Source organism: Pseudomonas sp. Leaf48 (assembly GCF_001421885.1).
Classification (GTDB): Bacteria; Pseudomonadota; Gammaproteobacteria; order Pseudomonadales; family Pseudomonadaceae; genus Aquipseudomonas.
In genome coordinates this window covers 13545-32258 of record NZ_LMLH01000013.1, presented here as the reverse complement: position 1 = coordinate 32258, position 18714 = coordinate 13545, and the positions used below count along the sequence as shown (strand labels likewise).

15 protein-coding genes are annotated in these 18714 nt (G+C 60.1%); 13 read left to right on the top strand and 2 right to left on the bottom strand.

Annotated features, from left to right (window positions below; genetic code table 11):
• Positions 1–108 precede the first annotated feature (108 nt).
• On the bottom strand, positions 109–1098 hold the full coding sequence (locus ASE98_RS12255; RefSeq protein ID WP_060541624.1) for an alpha/beta hydrolase family protein: 990 nt from the start codon (positions 1096–1098) through the stop codon (positions 109–111).
• 73 nt (positions 1099–1171) lie between these two features.
• Between ASE98_RS12255 and ASE98_RS12250 the strand changes: the two genes are divergently transcribed.
• From ASE98_RS12250 to trpE, 10 genes are all read left to right on the top strand, one after another.
• On the top strand, positions 1172–3562 hold the full coding sequence (locus ASE98_RS12250) for a PAS domain-containing sensor histidine kinase (RefSeq protein WP_060541623.1): 2391 nt from the start codon (positions 1172–1174) through the stop codon (positions 3560–3562).
• Between the two features lie 47 nt (positions 3563–3609).
• Positions 3610–4239 (top strand): response regulator, encoded by a 630-nt coding sequence (locus ASE98_RS12245; RefSeq protein ID WP_060541622.1) that lies wholly within the window; start codon positions 3610–3612, stop codon positions 4237–4239.
• 345 nt (positions 4240–4584) lie between these two features.
• Positions 4585–5709, top strand: a complete 1125-nt coding sequence (locus ASE98_RS12240) for an ABC transporter ATP-binding protein (protein ID WP_060541621.1) — start codon at positions 4585–4587, stop codon at positions 5707–5709.
• A gap of 50 nt (positions 5710–5759) precedes the next feature.
• Positions 5760–6803 carry an ABC transporter substrate-binding protein gene (locus tag ASE98_RS12235; protein WP_060541620.1) on the top strand — a complete coding sequence of 348 codons (1044 nt, stop codon included), beginning with the start codon at positions 5760–5762 and terminating at the stop codon, positions 6801–6803.
• A 238-nt stretch (positions 6804–7041) separates the two neighbouring features.
• Positions 7042–8289 (top strand): ABC transporter permease, encoded by a 1248-nt coding sequence (locus tag ASE98_RS12230; RefSeq protein ID WP_060541619.1) that lies wholly within the window; start codon positions 7042–7044, stop codon positions 8287–8289.
• A gap of 12 nt (positions 8290–8301) precedes the next feature.
• Entirely contained in the window at positions 8302–9126 is an 825-nt protein-coding gene (locus ASE98_RS12225; protein ID WP_060541618.1) for an ABC transporter permease, read from the top strand.
• 231 nt (positions 9127–9357) lie between these two features.
• Positions 9358–10506, top strand: coding sequence for an iron-containing alcohol dehydrogenase (locus ASE98_RS12220; RefSeq protein ID WP_060541617.1), 1149 nt, complete (start codon positions 9358–9360; stop codon positions 10504–10506).
• A gap of 115 nt (positions 10507–10621) precedes the next feature.
• A complete protein-coding gene (rpe, locus tag ASE98_RS12215) occupies positions 10622–11296 on the top strand; it encodes a ribulose-phosphate 3-epimerase (protein WP_060541616.1) in 675 nt (224 codons plus the stop codon).
• A complete protein-coding gene (locus ASE98_RS12210; RefSeq protein WP_060541615.1) occupies positions 11293–12111 on the top strand; it encodes a phosphoglycolate phosphatase in 819 nt (272 codons plus the stop codon). The genes rpe and ASE98_RS12210 overlap by 4 nt, the downstream gene beginning before the upstream one ends.
• Positions 12112–12181: 70 nt before the next feature.
• Positions 12182–13663, top strand: coding sequence for an anthranilate synthase component I (gene trpE / locus ASE98_RS12205; RefSeq protein WP_060541614.1), 1482 nt, complete (start codon positions 12182–12184; stop codon positions 13661–13663).
• Positions 13664–13830: 167 nt separating this feature from the next.
• Here the strand turns inward: trpE and estP are convergent, their stop codons facing one another.
• Positions 13831–15741, bottom strand: coding sequence for an esterase EstP (gene estP / locus ASE98_RS12200; RefSeq protein WP_060541613.1), 1911 nt, complete (start codon positions 15739–15741; stop codon positions 13831–13833).
• 408 nt (positions 15742–16149) lie between these two features.
• Between estP and ASE98_RS12195 the strand changes: the two genes are divergently transcribed.
• From ASE98_RS12195 to trpC, 3 genes are read left to right on the top strand one after another with little or no spacing between them, the layout of a single operon-like run.
• A complete protein-coding gene (locus ASE98_RS12195; protein WP_007906885.1) occupies positions 16150–16743 on the top strand; it encodes an aminodeoxychorismate/anthranilate synthase component II in 594 nt (197 codons plus the stop codon).
• 9 nt (positions 16744–16752) lie between these two features.
• On the top strand, positions 16753–17802 hold the full coding sequence (trpD, locus tag ASE98_RS12190) for an anthranilate phosphoribosyltransferase (RefSeq protein WP_060541612.1): 1050 nt from the start codon (positions 16753–16755) through the stop codon (positions 17800–17802).
• Positions 17799–18635 carry an indole-3-glycerol phosphate synthase TrpC gene (gene trpC / locus ASE98_RS12185; protein WP_060541611.1) on the top strand — a complete coding sequence of 279 codons (837 nt, stop codon included), beginning with the start codon at positions 17799–17801 and terminating at the stop codon, positions 18633–18635. Before trpD ends, trpC begins: the two co-directional genes overlap by 4 nt.
• Positions 18636–18714: the final 79 nt, after the last annotated feature.

Below are 18714 nucleotides of genomic sequence, written 5' to 3'. Positions count from 1 at the left end.
TTCGCGGGCAAGCCACGCTCCCACAGGTTTTATGTCGATCACAAAAGTTGCATGCGACTCAAATCCTGTGGGAGCGTGGCTTGCCCGCGATGAGGACGACCCGGTCTGTCAGTCTGCCGCTTTCTGCGGATTCAACCAGCCCCGCACCCGGCGCACCAGTTGTTCCTGCTGCGCCTTGTTGTCACCGGGGATTGCCTTGAGCGCGACCTGACTGAATGCCGTCGTCTTCACGCGTTTGCTGGCCTGCAGGCGGGCGAGCGCCGCGTTGCGATCAGCCGGCTTGTCCATATAGAAGATGTCAGCAGTGGGCAACTTCAATGTGGGCGCGAGTTCATCCAGTTCGGGTTTTGCCTGCCCGGGCGTTTGAGCGGCGACCATGATGAATTTTTCGATCTGTGGTGGTTGCCTCTCGCTCAGATAGCGTGCAGTCCAGTAGGCACCCGTGCCGTGCCCCAGCACTACGATGCTGCGAGCACTCTGTTGTTCGGCGAATGCGATAGCGGCGTCGATCCGGGTGAAAATTCGTTCGGCATCGGCCTTTGTGTGTTCCTCGGGAGTTTCGATCGTTGGCTTGTCGACTACATCCGCCTCGCCGCCGGCTGCCTGTTCGATAGGCGCAGCGGTGGTCGAGTCTTTGCTGGCGCTCTCGGGTGTCTTCACCACGGGTGCCACTTCAGCGACTCTTGGCGCAATGGCATCGCTTTGCAGGTCGGGCAAGGTGATACTGAGGCTGCTCCAGTCGGCATCCGGCAATTTACGCCGCAATGGACCGATTGCCTGCGGCCAGTCGACTGTTTCACCAGCGCCCGGGATGATTATCACCGCGCCTTTGGCATCGGCGGTATTGGCCGGCTTCCACAGGGCCAGAAATGTGTCGCTGCCCGCTTGTAACTGCTGCTGCTCCTGAGTCGGTATTTTCCGCTCAAGTGCTGTTGCCTCTTCCTGGCTACGCTCTGGCAGCGGCTGACGTTCGAGTGGTTTTTCTTCTGCGGGCTTTTGCTCGGCAGGCAGCGGATCGGCCGCCTCGACGGAAAAAGCGCAAGGCAGGATCAACGACAGGCACAATGCTGGCAGCGCCAGGCGGTAGACAGGGGGCATCGGATATTCCAGGCCAGAAGTTATTCCGGCAGCCTAATGGGTTGGTCAGTATTTGTCAGTGAGCGGGATTTCAATGATGCGTTTTCGCTGCCTGTGGGTTATCGGCTGTTTGTGGTTTCCCTTGATGGGCTGGGCGGCATCTGCGCCGCCGACGCACACGGTGCAATTGTCGCCAATGCAGCAGCAATGGCTGGCGCAGCAAGGTGAATTGCGGGTCGGTGTGGTATTGCAGGCGCCCTATGCGCAATACGATCGCCGCCTGCAACTGCTCTCCGGGATCAACGTCGAACTGATGAAGTGGCTGGCCAAGAGCCTCAAGGTCGAACTGAGCTGGCGTAATTTTCCTGACCTTGAGCAGCTAGAGAAAGCGGCCCGAGAGGGTGAAATCGATATCGCCCCGGGACTGACGCAAACGCCCGGGGGGCTGCGCTTCTGGCAGTTTTCCGACCCCTACATGCGGGTGCCGCAACTGGTGGTCAGTGAGCGCAAAAGCACCGGCGCTGTGGAGCTGGAAAAGCTCGACAGCCAGACCCGCGTTGCCGTACGCATGCCCGGCGCTACGGCCGATTACCTGCGCAACACCTATCCGCACTTGAATTTGCAGGGCGTGCCGATCGAGCGCCAGGCATTGCAGTTGTTGTTGAGTCAGCAGGCTGCCTACGCGGTGGTCGACGAGGCGCAACTGGGTCGTCTGGCCGTCGAGCCGGAATTCGCCGGGCTGGTGGTGGTAGGGGATATTGGCTTGCCGCAATTGCTACGGGTGGCCACGCGGCGCGACAAGCCGGAGTTGGCGGCGATTGTCGAAAGTGCGCTACGGGCGATCCCGGCCAAAGACCTGGAGCAGTTGCACAACCAATGGCTGCAGCCCAAGTATCCGCGGCTGACCGAGTCGCGGGGGTTCTGGCAAAACCTCTGCCTGCTGCTGGCGGTGCTGGCGCTGAGTTGCATGGCCATCGTGTACTGGCAGCGTCGCCAGCAACACAATCTGGAGCAACGTCTATCTGCGGCGCAGGCAGACATTGCCCTGCGTGCCGCCAGCGAGGAGGCGCTGCGCCTCACGCAGTTTTCCATCGACCAGAGCACTGTCGGCATTCTCTGGGTCAATTGGGACAGCCATGTGCGCTACGCCAACCGCGCGGCGGAAAACATGCTCGGGTACCCGCCCGGGGGGATCATCGAGCGGCCCTTGATCGACTTTGAGCCTGGCCTGCACATGGACCGCTGGCTGAACCTGTGGCGGCGGGCCCGAGCCAGCGACGAAGGCCCGCAAAGTTTCGAGACCAGCTGTGTGCGGGCCGATGGCAGCATCCTGCCCGTTGATGTTTCATTGAGCTTTTTACGTTTTCGTGATGGCGAGTATCTGGTGGTCTACCTCACCGATGTGACCGAGCGCCGTCGCGCCCTGGCTGCGTTGCAGGAAAGCGAGGCGCGACTGCAAGGCATCGCCGCCAACGTTCCCGGGCTGGTCTTCAGGCTTGAGCGGGCACCGGTGACAGGGCAGATCGACTTTGCCTACATCAGTGAAGGCAGCGAAACGCTGGTCGGTTACTCCCCTGCCACTTTGGCTCACCGCGACAAAGGCCTGCGCAGCCTGGTGCATCCGGATGACAGGGCGGGCTATCACCAGACCCAGGATCATGCGCTGGACACCGACAGCGATTGGTCATGGCAGGGGCGTATCCTGACGCGTCAGGGCGAGCAGCGCTGGGCGGAAATCAAGGCCATTACCCGCCGGCTTGAAGACGGCGCCTATGTCTGGGATGGCATTGTCTGGGATATCAGCGAGAGCAAGCGTATCGAACTCGAGCTGGCCAGTTCCCGTGAACAATTGCGTGAGTTGTCCGCGCATCTGGAGAGCGTTCGGGAAGAAGAAAAAGCGCGTATCGCCCGGGAAGTTCACGACGAACTGGGTCAGATGTTGACCGTACTCAAGCTGGAAACGTCCATGTGCGAACTGGCCTACGCGCAGCTTGACCCGGGCCTGAATGAGCGCCTGACCAGCATGAAGCGCCTGATTGCCCAACTGTTTCAATTGGTCCGCGATGTGGCGACGGCGTTGCGCCCGCCGATTCTCGATGCCGGGATCGCTTCGGCCATTGAATGGCAAGCCCGGCGTTTCGAAGCGCGTACGCAGATTCCGTGTCTGGTGCAGGTGCCGGACAATTTGCCGCAGCTCAGCGATGCCAAGGCGATCGGCTTGTTCCGCATCCTTCAGGAAGCGCTGACCAATGTCATGCGCCATGCCCAGGCGCATACTGTTGAGCTGACACTGGCGCTGGAAGACGACGAGTTGTGCCTGACGGTCAGCGATGATGGCGTAGGATTTATCCCTACTACCGACAGGCCGACATCTTTCGGCGTGGTGGGAATGCGCGAGCGGGTGTTGATTATGGGTGGAGCGTTGTCGCTTGAGAGTGAGCCGGGGGAGGGCACGACCCTGAGTGTTCGAGTGCCGCTGGATTGATAAAAGATCCCTGCCTTCGGCATCAACGCATTAACGAGGAGAAACAAGTGATCCGTGTATTGGTAGCCGAAGACCACACCATTGTCCGTGAAGGCATCAAGCAATTGATCGGCCTGGCCAAGGACTTGCTGGTGGTGGGGGAGGCGAGCAATGGCGAGCAGTTGCTCGAGACCTTGCGTCATGTGCCCTGCGAAGTGGTGCTGCTGGATATCTCCATGCCGGGCGTAAACGGTCTGGAAGCGATTCCGCGGATTCGTGCGCTCAACAACCCGCCGGCGATCCTGGTGCTATCGATGCACGACGAAGCGCAAATGGCCGCACGGGCGTTGAAGGTCGGGGCCGCCGGTTATGCGACCAAGGATAGCGACCCCGCTCTGTTGCTGACGGCCATCCGTAAAGTCGCAGCCGGTGGGCGCTACATTGACCCGGACCTGGCTGACCGCATGGTTTTCGAGGTCGGCCTGACCGATTCGCGACCGTTGCATTCCTTGCTTTCGGAGCGTGAGTTTTCGGTATTCGAGCGCCTGGCCCAGGGCGCCAACGTCAACGACATCGCCCAGCAGCTGGCGTTGAGCAGCAAGACCATCAGCACCCACAAAGCGCGCTTGATGCAGAAGCTCAACATCACCTCCCTTGCGGATTTGGTGAAGTACGCCATGGAACACAAACTGCTCTGAAGAACACCATTGTCCCCCATGTGGGAGCGGGCTTGCTCGCGAAGGCGGAGTGTCAGCAGCAGATGTGTCGACTGGCACTGCGCCTTCGCGAGCAAGCCCGCTCCCACAGTTCTGGGGATGGCATACCCATTTACGACACGCCCTGACTGCGCTTTTGCCGTTGCTCGTGGCTTGCAGCTGACAACTTGTCCCTGCGTTTGCCAAAACGCGCCATCCTTGTAGGGCAATCCCTACCCCCGGCCTTCCATCCGGCTGAGGCGAATCTCTCTTGCGCCCCGATTTGCGTGGTCCCCAGTGTCCACTAGGCTTAACCGCACAGCAGTCATCAACAACAAAGGTGTGGGTATGAGCCAGGTCGATTCAAGCGCAGGGGCCAATGATGTTCTGGTCAGCTTTCGTGGAGTGCAGAAAAGCTACGACGGCGAGAACCTGATCGTCAAAGACCTCAACCTGGACATTCGCAAAGGCGAATTCCTCACCTTGCTCGGGCCGTCCGGCTCCGGCAAGACCACCAGCCTGATGATGCTTGCCGGTTTCGAAACGCCGACGGCCGGTGAAATCCTCCTGGCAGGACGCGCGATCAATAACGTACCGCCGCATAAACGCGACATCGGCATGGTGTTCCAGAACTATGCGTTGTTCCCGCACATGACGGTGTCCGAGAACCTGGCGTTCCCCCTGACCGTGCGCGGCATGAACAAGAGTGACGTCAGTGACCGGGTCAAGCGGGTCCTGAGCATGGTGCAGCTCGATGCCTTCGCCCAGCGCTACCCGGCGCAACTGTCCGGCGGCCAGCAACAGCGTGTGGCTCTGGCCCGGGCGCTGGTGTTCGAACCCCAGCTGGTATTGATGGACGAACCCCTCGGCGCCCTCGACAAGCAATTGCGCGAACACATGCAGATGGAAATCAAGCACCTGCACCAGCGCCTCGGTGTGACCGTGGTCTACGTGACCCACGACCAGGGCGAAGCCCTGACCATGTCGGACCGTGTGGCGGTGTTTCATCAAGGCGAGATCCAGCAGATCGCGCCGCCGCGCACGCTCTACGAGGAGCCGAAAAACACCTTCGTGGCCAACTTCATCGGCGAGAACAACCGTCTCAATGGCCGTTTGCATAGCCAGGCCGGCGACCGCTGCATCGTGGAACTCGGTCGTGGTGAAAAGGTTGAAGCCCTGGCGGTCAACGTCGGCCGGACCGGCGAACCTGTCACCTTGTCGATTCGCCCGGAACGCGTGAGCCTCAATGGTTCCAGCGAGTCGTGCGTCAACCGCTTCTCGGGAAGGGTGGCGGAATTCATCTATCTGGGCGACCACGTCCGGGTGCGCCTGGAAGTCTGCGGCAAGACCGATTTCTTCGTGAAACAACCGATTGCCGAGCTCGATCCAACGCTCGCGGTCGGTGACGTGGTACCGCTTGGCTGGCAGGTCGAACACGTTCGCGCGCTCGATCCGCTTCTAGAGGCGCATTGATCGCCCCCCGGCTTCAACAACACCAACCCTGCACGTGGAGAGAACAATAAATGTTGAGATCCCTGAAATTCACCGCTTTGGCACTGGGCATGATGGGCGCAGCGGGCGCGATGGCGGCTGGCCCGGACCTGACCGTGGTGTCCTTTGGCGGGGCGAACAAGGCGGCGCAGGTCAAGGCCTTCTACGCACCGTGGGAAGCGGCAGGTAACGGCAAGATCGTCGCCGGCGAGTACAACGGTGAAATGGCCAAGGTCAAAGCCATGGTCGACACCAAGAGTGTTTCCTGGGATCTGGTGGAAGTAGAGTCGCCAGAGCTGTCCCGTGGTTGCGACGAAGACATGTTCGAGCCCCTGGATCCTGCGCTGTTCGGCAAGAACGAAGACTACGTCAAAGGCGCCATCCAGCCTTGCGGCGTGGGTTTCTTCGTGTGGTCGACGGTGTTGGCCTATAACGCTGACAAGCTGAAAACCGCTCCGACCAGTTGGGTGGATTTCTGGGACACCAAGCAGTTCCCGGGCAAGCGCGGCCTGCGCAAGGGCGCCAAGTACACCCTGGAATTCGCTCTGATGGCCGACGGCGTTGCGCCCAAAGACGTCTACAAAGTGCTGGCCAGCAAGGATGGTCAGGATCGCGCGTTCAAGAAGCTCGATGAACTCAAGCCAAGTATCCAGTGGTGGGAAGCCGGTGCACAGCCGCCGCAATACCTCGCTTCCGGTGACGTGGTCATGAGCTCGGCCTACAACGGCCGGATCGCCGCAGTGCAGAAAGAAAGCAACCTGAAGGTCGTTTGGAACGGCGGCATCTACGACTTCGACGCATGGGCTATTCCAAAAGGTCTGGACAAGGCGCGGGCGGAAGCGGCGAAGAAATTCATCGCCTTCTCGGTACAGCCACAGCAGCAGAAGACCTATTCGGAAAACATCGCCTACGGCCCGGCCAACATCCAGGCGGTACCGCTGCTGTCCAAGGATATCCTGAAGGACATGCCGACCACCCCGGAAAACATCGCCAACCAGGTGCAGATCGACGTCAGCTTCTGGGCTGACAACGGCGAGCAACTGGAACAGCGCTTCAATTCCTGGGCCGCTAAGTAACTTGAGGGCTCGCGCTCCTGTGAGCGCGGACCTCTGTGGCGAGGGGCTTGTCGAAATGCCGCATCACCCCGTTGGGCCGCGAAGCGGTCCCAATACCTGAAATCACGGTGTATCAGATACACCGAGTGCGATGGTTTCAAGACGGCCGCCGGACGGGGTGATGCGGCATTCCGGCAAGCCCCCTCGCCACAAGTTCTCTCCCTCATTATTGATTGATCAAAGATTTCCGGAGTACGCCATGGCTATCGCCGTTCCCGCGAACGCGGGCACTGACCCCACCTTGAAGCAGCGGCTCAAGCACGCCGAGCGGGTCAACCGCTGGAAGGCCCAGGCCTTGATCGCGCCATTGGTGCTGTTCCTGTTGCTGGTGTTCCTGGTGCCGATAGCGGCGCTGCTCTATAAAAGCGTGGGCAACCCGGAAGTGGTCGGCGGCATGCCGCGCACCGTGACGGCCATCGCCAGTTGGGACGGTCGCGGGCTGCCCGCTGAACCGGTTTACAAAGCGGCCGCCGAAGACCTCGCCGAAGCCCGCAAGAATCAAACCCTGGGCGACTTGTCCAAACGCCTGAACATGGAACTGGCCGGCTACCGCAGCCTGCTGACCAAAACCGCCCGCGCCTTGCCGCTGGCCACTGAACCGGCCTCCTATAAGGAAGCGCTGGAAGGTCTCGACGAGCGCTGGGGCGATCCGGCGTACTGGCAAGCGGTGCGCCGCAACACCAGCAGCATCACCCCGTATTACCTGCTGGCTGCCGTCGATCATCGCATCGACGACCTCGGCGAAATCGCCCCGGCCACCCCGGACCAGGCGATCTACCTCGACATTTTTGCCCGCACGTTCTGGATGGGTCTGGTCATCACCGTAATCTGCCTGGTGCTGGCGTATCCCCTGGCTTACCTGCTGGCCAACCTGCCATCGCGGCAAAGCAACCTGCTGATGATTCTGGTGCTGTTGCCGTTCTGGACGTCGATTCTGGTACGGGTCGCAGCCTGGATTGTATTGCTGCAATCGGGTGGCCTGATCAACAGCGGCCTGATGGCCATGGGCATCATCGACAAACCGATCGAGTTGGTATTCAACCGTGTGGGTGTCTACATCTCGATGGTACATATTCTGCTGCCGTTCATGATCCTGCCGATCTACAGCGTGATGAAAGGCATCTCGCCGACCTACATGCGCGCCGCAATTTCCCTGGGCTGCCATCCGTTCGCCAGCTTCTGGCGGGTGTACTTCCCGCAGACCTATGCCGGTGTCGGCGCCGGTTGCCTGTTGGTGTTCATCCTCGCCATCGGCTACTACATCACCCCGGCGTTGCTGGGCAGCCCGAACGATCAAATGGTCAGTTACTTCGTCGCCTTCTACACCAACACCAGCATCAACTGGGGCATGGCGACCGCACTCGGCGGGCTACTGCTACTGGCGACCGTCGTGCTTTATCTGATTTACAGCTGGCTGGTGGGCGCCAGTCGCCTGCGCCTGAGCTAAGGGGGAAACGAAATGCTGAGTCCTTATATGTCGCCCATCGAACGGGCGTGGTTCTACAGTTTGCGGATTCTCTGCGGCCTGATTCTGTTGTTCCTGATTCTGCCGGTGCTGGTGATCATTCCGCTGTCGTTCAATTCCGGCAGTTTCCTGGTGTATCCGCTGCAAGGTTTCTCGCTGCAGTGGTACCACGACTTCTTCGCCTCGGCGGAATGGATGCGCGCATTGAAGAACAGCATCATCGTCGCCCCGGCGGCGACGGTGCTGGCCATGATCTTTGGCACCTTGGCGGCCATCGGCTTGACCCGGGGCGGATTCCCCGGCAAGGCGCTGGTGATGGCGTTGGTGATTTCGCCGATGGTGGTTCCCGTGGTGATCATCGGTGTGGCCAGCTATCTGTTCTTCGCACCGCTGGGGCTGGGTAACAGCTTCTTTTCGCTGATCGTGGTGCATGCGGTGCTGGGCGTGCCGTTTGTGATCATCACGGTGTCGGCGACCTTGCAGGGGTTCAACCAGAACCTGGTGCGCGCCGCTGCGAGCCTCGGTGCTTCGCCGCTGACCGCGTTTCGTCGGGTGACCTTGCCACTGATTGCGCCGGGCGTGATCTCGGGTGCGTTATTCGCCTTTGCGACGTCGTTCGATGAGGTGGTGGTGACGCTGTTCCTCGCCGGTCCCGAGCAAGCGACGCTGCCACGGCAGATGTTCAGCGGCATCCGCGAAAACCTCAGCCCGACCATTGCAGCAGCGGCAACCCTGTTGATTGCCTTCTCGGTGATCCTGCTGCTGACCCTGGAGTGGTTGCGCGGGCGCAGCGAGAAACTGCGTACCGCCCAGGTCTGAAACCGCACACCGATCACCTGTAGGAGTGAGCCTGCTCGCGATGGACTCAAGAACACCACGGGGAAGCAGACTTCCCGCGTTATCGTTTACGACCATCGCGAGCCTGCTCGCTCCTACAGTTATGTTTTGTGGTATCCAGGGGGCACGGTCATTCATGACCTGAATAGCAGACAACTCCCAATCCCCAGCTACTATTGTGCCCAGCTCCCACTCCTGTAAGAGGCTGCGCACATGAGTCTTTCCTCTTTCAAAATCGCTCACAAACTGATCACCGGGGCAGGCGCCATCGAGCAGCTGGCCGCAGAGTTGACGCGTCTGGACATCGACAACCCGCTGATCGTCACCGATGCCGCCCTTGTCAAATCCGGCACGGTCGAACTGGCCTTGGCGCAGTTGGGCGAACGCTCCTACGAAATTTTCGACCGGGTGCTGCCCGATCCGGAAATCGCCATCGTCGAGGACTGCATGCAGGTCTACCGCGACGGTGGGCATGACGGGTTGATCGGTCTGGGTGGCGGCAGCGCCATCGACATTGCCAAGAGCGTTGCGGCCTATGCCGGTTACCACGGTGCTCTGGAGGACCTGTTCGGCGTCGACCAGGTGCCACGCAAGGGGCCGCCACTGATCGCCATTCCGACCACCGCCGGCACCGGCTCGGAAGTGACTAACGTCGCGATTCTTTCCGACAAGGTCGCGCAGTTGAAGCGGGGGATTGTCAGCGACTACCTGTTGCCCGACGTGGCGCTGGTCAGTCCGCAAATGACCATGACTTGTCCGCGCAGTGTGACGGCCGCCAGCGGTGTTGACGCATTGGTCCACGCCATCGAGTCCTACCTGTCGGTCAATGCCTCGCCGATTACCGACGCCCTGGCCATCGGCGCCATCAAGCTCATCGCCAGGGCATTACCCAAGGCTTATGCCAATCCGTCGAACCTGCAAGCCCGGGAAGACATGGCCACCGCCAGCCTGATGGCCGGCATGGCGTTCGGTAATGCCGGGGTTGGTGCGGTGCATGCGCTGGCGTATCCGCTGGGTGGGCGGTTCAATATTGCCCATGGCGTCAGCAACGCGCTGCTGCTGCCCTATGTCATGACCTGGAACAAGATGGCCTGTGTCGAGCGCATGCAGGATATCGCTGAAGCCATGGGGGTGAAAACCGCTCACCTGAGTGCCGGCGAGGCGGCTGATAAAGCCGTGCAAGCCATGACCGAGTTGTGCGCAGCGGTGGAAATTCCTCAGGGCCTGCGCAGTTTCGGGGTGCCCGAAGACGCGATCCCGACCATGGCGGTAGAAGCCGCGGGGATCGAGCGCTTGATGCGCAACAACCCGCGTAAACTGAGTGCCGTCGATATCGAGAAAATCTATCGCGCGGCGTACTAGAGCCTTTACCGTTGATGGCTGATGGCAAAGGTCAATCATCGCAGTCACGGTGCGCGCGTCAAAGCATGAGGTATACAATGCGCGCCATCGTGATTCTGCTCAGAAAAGGTGCGTCATGCAGCCCTTCGTAATTGCTCCGTCGATTCTCTCCGCCGACTTCGCCCGCCTGGGTGAAGAAGTGGATAACGTCCTGGCCGCCGGCGCCGACTTCGTGCATTTCGATGTCATGGACAACCATTACGTGCCAAACCTGACCATCGGCCCGATGGTCTGTTCGGCGCTGCGCAAGTACGGCGTGACCGCGCCGATCGACGCGCACCTGATGGTCAGCCCGGTGGACCGCATCGTCGGCGATTTCATCGAGGCCGGCGCGACCTACATTACCTTCCACCCGGAAGCCACGCAGCACGTTGATCGTTCCCTGCAACTGATCCGCGAAGGTGGCTGCAAGTCGGGCCTGGTGTTCAACCCGGCGACCCCGCTGGACGTGCTCAAGTACGTGATGGACAAGGTCGACATGATCCTGCTGATGAGCGTCAACCCTGGCTTCGGCGGGCAGAAGTTCATCCCGGGCACCCTCGACAAGCTGCGTGAAGCGCGGGCGCTGATCGATGCCTCGGGCCGTGACATCCGCCTGGAAATCGACGGCGGCGTGAACGTGAACAACATTCGTGAAATCGCCGCGGCCGGTGCCGACACGTTCGTCGCCGGTTCGGCGATCTTCAATGCGCCGAACTATCAGGAAATCATCGAAAAAATGCGTTCCGAACTGGCGCTGGCTCGCCCATGAGTGGTTTTGAGCAGCTGTTCCCGGGGCAACTACCGCGGTTGGTGATGTTCGATCTGGATGGCACGTTGATCGATTCGGTCCCGGACCTGGCGGCGGCTGTGGATAACATGCTGCTCAAACTTGGCCGCCAGCCGGCCGGCATCGAAGCCGTGCGCGAATGGGTCGGCAATGGCGCGCCAGTGCTGGTGCGCCGTGCGCTGGCAGGCGGCATCGATCATTCGGCGGTCGATAACCATGAAGCGGAAAAAGCGCTGGAATTGTTCATGCAGGCCTATGGCGCGAGCCATGAGTTGACCGTGATCTATCCCGGCGTGCGCGAAACCCTCAGGTGGCTAAAAAAGCAGGGTGTCGAGATGGCGCTGATCACCAACAAGCCGGAGCGTTTCGTCGCGCCGCTGCTGGATCAGATGAAGATCGGCCGGTATTTCCGCTGGATCATCGGTGGCGACACTTTGCCACAGAAAAAACCGGACCCGGCCGCGCTGTTTTTCGTGATGAAAATGGCCAACATTCCGGCCTCGCAATCCTTGTTCGTCGGCGATTCGCGCAGCGATGTGCTGGCGGCGAAAGCAGCGGGGGTCAAGTGCGTGGGTTTGAGCTATGGCTACAACCATGGCCGGCCAATCGCCGAAGAGTCGCCGTCGATGGTGATCGACGATCTGCGCAAACTAATTCCCGGTTGCCTGGATCCGGCCGCTGAGATAACGTTGGCCGACGCTGTTCAATCCCCTCCTGGAAACTCCATCGTGGTGGTCACTCGCAAACTCTGGATGAAAGTCATGAAGGCCCTGGCCCGCTGGCGTTGGCGCGCCTGACTTGATTCTGGCCGGTTGTCCGGCACGTTTGCATACCTGACTGTTAGACCCTCAAGCCACGAGGCACCTCATGATCCGCGAAGAATTCCTGCGTTTGGCCGCTGCCGGCTACAACCGCATCCCGCTTGCCTGCGAAACCCTGGCGGACTTCGACACGCCGCTGTCGATCTACCTGAAACTGGCCGACGAACCGAACTCCTACCTGCTGGAGTCGGTGCAGGGCGGAGAGAAGTGGGGCCGTTACTCGATCATCGGCCTGCCGTGCCGCACCGTGCTGCGGGTTCACGATCATCACGTCAGCGTGACCATCGATGGCGTCGAAACCGAAAGTCATGACGTCGAAGACCCGTTGGCCTTCGTCGAAGCGTTCAAGGCCCGTTATAACGTGCCGACCATCCCCGGCCTGCCGCGTTTCAACGGCGGTCTGGTGGGTTACTTCGGTTATGACTGCGTACGTTATGTGGAAAAGCGTCTGGGCAAATGCCCGAACCCGGACCCGCTGGGCGTACCGGACATTCTGTTGATGGTTTCCGATGCGGTGGTGGTTTTCGATAACCTCGCCGGCAAAATGCATGCGATCGTGCTGGCCGACCCGGCGCAGGACGACGCTTTCGAACAAGGTCGTGCACGCCTTGAAGAGCTGCTGGAAAAGCTCCGTCAGCCAATCACGCCGCGCCGGGGCCTGGATTTCAGCAAGCAACAAGCGGCTGATCCGGTGTTCCGTTCGAGTTTCACCCAAGGCGACTACGAAAAAGCCGTCGACACCATCAAGGAATACATCCTGGCTGGAGACTGCATGCAGGTTGTGCCGTCCCAGCGTATGTCGATCGACTTCAAGGCTGCGCCAATCGACCTGTACCGGGCGCTGCGCTGCTTTAACCCGACGCCTTACATGTACTTCTTCAACTTCGGCGACTTCCACGTGGTCGGCAGTTCGCCGGAAGTGCTGGTGCGGGTCGAAGACAACCTGATCACCGTGCGCCCGATTGCCGGTACCCGTCCGCGTGGTGCCAACGAAGAAGCCGATCTGGCCCTGGAAAAAGACCTGCTGTCCGACGACAAGGAAATCGCCGAGCACCTGATGCTGATCGACCTGGGGCGTAACGATACCGGTCGGGTGTCGGAGATTGGTTCGGTGAAACTCACCGAGAAAATGGTTATCGAGCGTTACTCCAACGTGATGCACATCGTGTCCAACGTTACCGGGCAACTGAAGGCAGGGCTGACTGCCATGGATGCATTGCGGGCAATTCTGCCGGCGGGCACCTTGTCGGGTGCTCCGAAGATTCGCGCGATGGAAATCATCGACGAGCTGGAACCGGTCAAGCGTGGCGTTTATGGCGGCGCGGTCGGTTACTTCGCGTGGAACGGCAACATGGACACCGCGATTGCGATCCGCACGGCGGTGATCAAGAACGGTGAATTGCACGTACAGGCTGGTGGCGGCATCGTCGCCGACTCGGTACCGGCGCTGGAGTGGGAAGAAACCCTGAACAAGCGCCGCGCGATGTTCCGTGCCGTGGCCCTGGCCGAACAAACCCCGAACACCTGAAATCACTTGGTACCTGTGGGAGCGGGCTTGCTCGCGAAAGCGGTGTATCAGTCGACAATGATTCTGAATGACATACCGCTTTCGCGAGCAAGCCCGCTCCCACAGGGGGGCTGCGGATAAAAAAACGCGGCGTCTTCACAGGCGCCGCGTTTTTTATTGCTTGCGAATCAGAAGTCCAGTGCAACACCTACGTTGATGCCTTGCTGGGTAAAATCATCATCCTTGCGAATGCTATAGCTGGCGCGCAGTGCCAGGTCCTTGGTGAGGTTGTGACTCACCCCCAGGTTCACCCGGTTCAGGCTGGTTTGCGGAACGTAGCCTTCCAGTGTGAACTGATTACCCGGCAAGCTATTGAGGTTGATGGACACGTCCTCTGTATCGTCGTTGTACTCACGCTCGTGAGCTACTTCGCCAAACACCTGGGTTTGTGCCGTGATCTGGTATTTGCCCTGCAAGCCGATACCCAGACGCCGGGAAATACTCTCCTGATCGGCATAGGTCAGTGCTGTGGAGTTAAAGCCGTCCTCCGAGTAGCCATCGACTTCTACCTTGGAGAAGTCGGCGCTGACAAACGGCGACAGGTGCCAAGGGCTGCTGGCTTGCTGCGCGATGTCGTAACCCAGGCGAGCACTGAAGGCCTCGACGTAGCCACTGGTATCGCCTTTTTCGCCACGCTCGTTGGCGCCTAGCTGGAACTTGCGCTTGAGGCTGTCGTAATCCAGATGACCGGCCGTCAACGCCGCGTCTGCCCATACACGGTTTTGCTGATACTGGGCGAATGCCGTGCCCAGATAAGTGTTGAGCTTGTAGTCGGAATCATTGTTGCCGGCTTCGAGTTCCTGGTTGTAGAAACCGGCCACCAGACCAACACGCCAGGCGTCATCAAGGCGGTAGCTGCCACCAATGTTCAGGTTGGCTCCGTTGCCGTCGGCGCTTGCCACGCTGTCCTGGCCGTCAAAATCCTGATGTTGGCCTCCGCCGGCGACGATGGCTCGCCATTGGCCAACGCCTTGCCAGTTTTCCCAATCGGCCAGCCACTGATTGCGCAGCTCATCCTGATGCGCACGCACGGTGCCCTGGGCCATCTGTGGCAGCAGCGTCAGCTCCCACGGGGCCGCCAACAGAGAGTACGCATAATCGGCAATCAGGCGTTGCCCGGCTTCGGTGGGGTGCACCGAGTCGTTGTAGATCAGCTTGGTCGGGTCCGGTGTGGCGCTATTGATACCGAAGCGGGCGTTCTCGGTACAACCGTTGCCGCTGAAGCAGGTGGCGATGAGGTTCTGGTCGGTGGCCAGGCCAAACTGTGCCGGGTTGGCGAATGTCTCTTTGAGCAGTACCGGAATGTTGAGCGGAATGACTTCGGCATTGATGTTTTGCAGTCGGCTAACCAGTTCAGTGTTGAACTGGGCGCTTAGCTGGGACGTGAACGCTTGCAACGGGGTGCCGTTAAACGCCGGGGTAAAGCCGATATCGGGCAGCAACCAGACCATGACGTATTTGGCGCCGGCGGTTTGCAGCGTCTGCACACTGTCGGCGAGACGGCCGGCGGCGGCACTGGCCTGAGGCAGGCTGGTCACGCGGCCCTGCAGGAAGTCGTTGCCGCCACCCGAAAGGTAATACAGCGCATTCGGGTCGGCACGGAAGTTGTTCGACGGCAGGTAGCCGGCGCGGGTGCGCTCGCCGGTGGCGGAAGTGCTGGTGATCGAATCCAGAATCTGATCGGTGCGGTAACCGCCGACGGCCCAGTTGTTGCCATCGGGCTGGCCATTGCTGGCGCGCACTGCCGAGGATGATGACGCCGTCTGGTCTGGCGAGAATCCCAGTTTCCCACCGAGGATCTGCGTGGAGTTGAGCGAGCGGATTTCGCCACTGCCATCCAGATAGATCGGCCCTGTCCGATTGGTATAGCGTTGCGTCGCCCCCGCAGGACCACCCGGATCGGCAAAGGTCCCTGCGTCGTTGAGGCTGTCGCCGAAGACGACGAAGTTGGTATAGGGATTCGGCGCGGCGTTCGCCTGGGCGCAAGCCATTGCGAGCAAGCATCCTGCGAGCGGTACAAACATCGTCTGTTTGATCATGAGCAAGTCCGTTTATTTATTGTTTTAGTGAACGAAACGACAGTACCAAAAACTCCGGGCCTTTTGCCATCTGTCGCGAAGCCCTTAATAGTTTCGCGAGCAGCAGCCCCGGCCATATTGCACGCTCTGCCCAGCTAAGTTACTGTGCCGAGACGTATGAATGAGACCTTCCCCGTGTTGATCATCAGTAAACTCCTGGATCAAGTCATCAAGGCACACGCCCGCTGGCGTTGGCGCGCCTGAATTCTTTTGCCGGCCCCGCCGGCCCTGTACCGCTTTGCCTTCTTTACCTGTTTGATATGCCGCTTTGCTGGCGCTACCCCAGCATCTGCCAAAGCGCAGCGCGCTGCGGGTAAATCATTCGAAGGCCATCTTCAAAGTCAGTGAATTCAAGAGGTTCTTAACGCCATGTTGCTGATGATCGATAACTACGACTCTTTTACCTACAACGTTGTGCAATACCTCGGTGAGCTGGGCTCCCAGGTCAAGGTTGTGCGCAACGATGAACTGACCATCGCTGAAATCGAAGCCCTCAACCCTGAGCGCATCGTAGTATCCCCCGGTCCTTGCACCCCGACCGAAGCCGGGATCTCGATTGAAGCGATCAAGCATTTCGCCGGCAAGCTGCCGATTCTTGGTGTCTGCCTCGGCCATCAGTCCATCGGCCAGGCCTTTGGCGGCGATGTGGTTCGCGCCCGCCAAGTGATGCACGGTAAGACTAGCCCGGTATTTCACGAGGACAAGGGCGTATTCGAGGGCTTGAATCGTCCATTGACGGTGACCCGCTACCATTCGTTGATCGTCAAGCGCGAAACCCTGCCCGATTGCCTGGAGCTGACGGCCTGGACTCAGCTTGAGGACGGCTCGGTTGACGAGATCATGGGCCTGCGCCACAAGACATTGAACATCGAAGGCGTGCAGTTCCACCCCGAGTCGATCCTCACCGAACAGGGCCACGAACTGTTTGCCAACTTCCTTAAACAAACCGGCGGCACGCGCTAAGGACCTTTCATGAATATCAAGACAGCCCTGAGCCGAATCGTCGATCACCTCGACCTCAGCACCGATGAGATGCGCGATGTGATGCGTGAAATCATGACCGGGCAATGCTCGGATGCGCAAATCGGCGCATTCATGATGGCCATGCGCATGAAAAGCGAAAGCATCGACGAGATCGTCGGCGCTGTATCGGTGATGCGCGAACTGGCGGACAAAGTCGAACTCAAGACCCTCGATGGTGTAGTGGACGTAGTCGGCACCGGAGGGGACGGCGCCAACATTTTCAACGTATCGACCGCATCGGCTTTCGTGGTCGCTGCGGCCGGTTGCACCGTGGCCAAGCATGGCAACCGTGCAGTGTCGGGCAAGAGCGGCAGCGCCGACCTGCTGGAGGCAGCTGGTATCTACCTGAACCTGACCCCGGTTCAGGTAGCGCGTTGCATTGACAACGTTGGTATCGGTTTCATGTTTGCCCAGACCCATCACTCCGCGATGAAATACGCCGCCAGCCCGCGCCGTGAACTGGGGTTGCGGACACTGTTCAACATGCTCGGCCCGCTTACGAATCCGGCCGGTGTGAAACATCAGGTGGTCGGCGTATTTACTCAGGCACTGTGCCGGCCACTGGCTGAAGTGTTGCAGCGTTTGGGCAGCAAGCATGTGTTGGTGGTGCATTCGAAGGATGGCCTGGACGAGTTCAGTCTCGCCGCGCCGACCTTTGTCGCAGAACTCAAAGATGGCCAGATCACCGAGTATTGGGTCGAGCCGGAAGACCTGGGCATGAAAAGCCAGAGCCTGCATGGCCTGGCGGTGGAAAGCCCGGCGGCTTCCCTGGAATTGATTCGCGATGCCCTGGGCAAGCGCAAGACCGAAAACGGTCAGAAGGCAGCCGAGATGATCGTGCTCAATGCCGGTGCCGCGCTGTATGCCGCCGACCATGCCAGCAGCCTCAAAGAAGGCGTTGCCCTGGCGCACGATGCGCTGCACACCGGCCTCGCTCGGGAAAAACTCGAGGAGCTGGGTGCATTTACCGCGGTATTCAAAGTGGAGAATGAAGGATGAGTGTACCGACGGTTCTGGAAAACATTCTGGCGCGCAAAGTCGAGGAGGTCGCCGAGCGTAGCGCTCGCGTCAGCCTTGCCGAGCTGGAAAGTCTGGCCAAGACGGCCGATGCACCCCGTGGTTTTGCCAACGCATTGCTGGCCCAGGCCAAGCTGAAACAGCCGGCGGTCATCGCGGAAATCAAGAAAGCTTCGCCGAGCAAAGGTGTGATCCGCGAGAACTTCATTCCCGCCGACATCGCCAAAAGCTACGAGAAGGGTGGCGCGACCTGTCTGTCGGTGCTTACCGATATCGATTACTTCCAGGGCGCCGATGCGTATCTGCAACAGGCCAGTGCGGCGTGCAAGCTGCCGGTGATCCGCAAGGACTTCATGATCGATCCATACCAGATCGTCGAAGCCCGTGCGTTGGGCGCCGATTGCGTGCTGTTGATCGTTTCCGCTCTGGATGACGTGAAAATGGCCGAACTGGCGGCAGTGGCCAAAAGCGTCGGCCTCGATGTACTGGTGGAGGTCCACGATGGCGACGAGCTGGAGCGTGCCTTGAAGACCCTCGACACGCCACTGGTCGGGGTGAACAACCGCAACCTGCACACGTTCGACGTCAGCCTGGAAACCACCCTCGACCTGCTGCCGCGCATCCCGCGCGATCGTCTGGTCATCACTGAGAGTGGCATTCTCAATCGCGCCGATGTCGAGCTGATGGAGATCAGCGATGTTTACGCGTTCCTGGTCGGCGAAGCCTTCATGCGCGCCGAAAGCCCGGGCACTGAATTGCAGCGATTGTTCTTCCCAGAGCGCGGCGTTCCGGTCAGCGGTTCGACCCTCGATTGATTTTTTGCCGGTAAATCGGGGCGCGACCTTCGCGAGCAAGCCCGCTCCCACATATGATCGGCGTTGCCCGTAGAGCGCC

Coding starts and splice junctions, on each gene's coding strand:
- ASE98_RS12210 (WP_060541615.1), top strand. CDS start 11,293: ATGAGTGGTTTTGAGCAGCTGTTCCCGGGGCAACTACCGCGGTTGGTG.
- ASE98_RS12220 (WP_060541617.1), top strand. CDS start 9,358: ATGAGTCTTTCCTCTTTCAAAATCGCTCACAAACTGATCACCGGGGCA.
- ASE98_RS12225 (WP_060541618.1), top strand. CDS start 8,302: ATGCTGAGTCCTTATATGTCGCCCATCGAACGGGCGTGGTTCTACAGT.
- ASE98_RS12250 (WP_060541623.1), top strand. CDS start 1,172: ATGATGCGTTTTCGCTGCCTGTGGGTTATCGGCTGTTTGTGGTTTCCC.
- ASE98_RS12240 (WP_060541621.1), top strand. CDS start 4,585: ATGAGCCAGGTCGATTCAAGCGCAGGGGCCAATGATGTTCTGGTCAGC.
- ASE98_RS12230 (WP_060541619.1), top strand. CDS start 7,042: ATGGCTATCGCCGTTCCCGCGAACGCGGGCACTGACCCCACCTTGAAG.
- ASE98_RS12255 (WP_060541624.1), bottom strand. CDS start 1,098: ATGCCCCCTGTCTACCGCCTGGCGCTGCCAGCATTGTGCCTGTCGTTG.
- trpD (WP_060541612.1), top strand. CDS start 16,753: ATGAATATCAAGACAGCCCTGAGCCGAATCGTCGATCACCTCGACCTC.
- ASE98_RS12235 (WP_060541620.1), top strand. CDS start 5,760: ATGTTGAGATCCCTGAAATTCACCGCTTTGGCACTGGGCATGATGGGC.
- trpE (WP_060541614.1), top strand. CDS start 12,182: ATGATCCGCGAAGAATTCCTGCGTTTGGCCGCTGCCGGCTACAACCGC.
- rpe (WP_060541616.1), top strand. CDS start 10,622: ATGCAGCCCTTCGTAATTGCTCCGTCGATTCTCTCCGCCGACTTCGCC.
- ASE98_RS12195 (WP_007906885.1), top strand. CDS start 16,150: ATGTTGCTGATGATCGATAACTACGACTCTTTTACCTACAACGTTGTG.
- estP (WP_060541613.1), bottom strand. CDS start 15,741: ATGATCAAACAGACGATGTTTGTACCGCTCGCAGGATGCTTGCTCGCA.
- trpC (WP_060541611.1), top strand. CDS start 17,799: ATGAGTGTACCGACGGTTCTGGAAAACATTCTGGCGCGCAAAGTCGAG.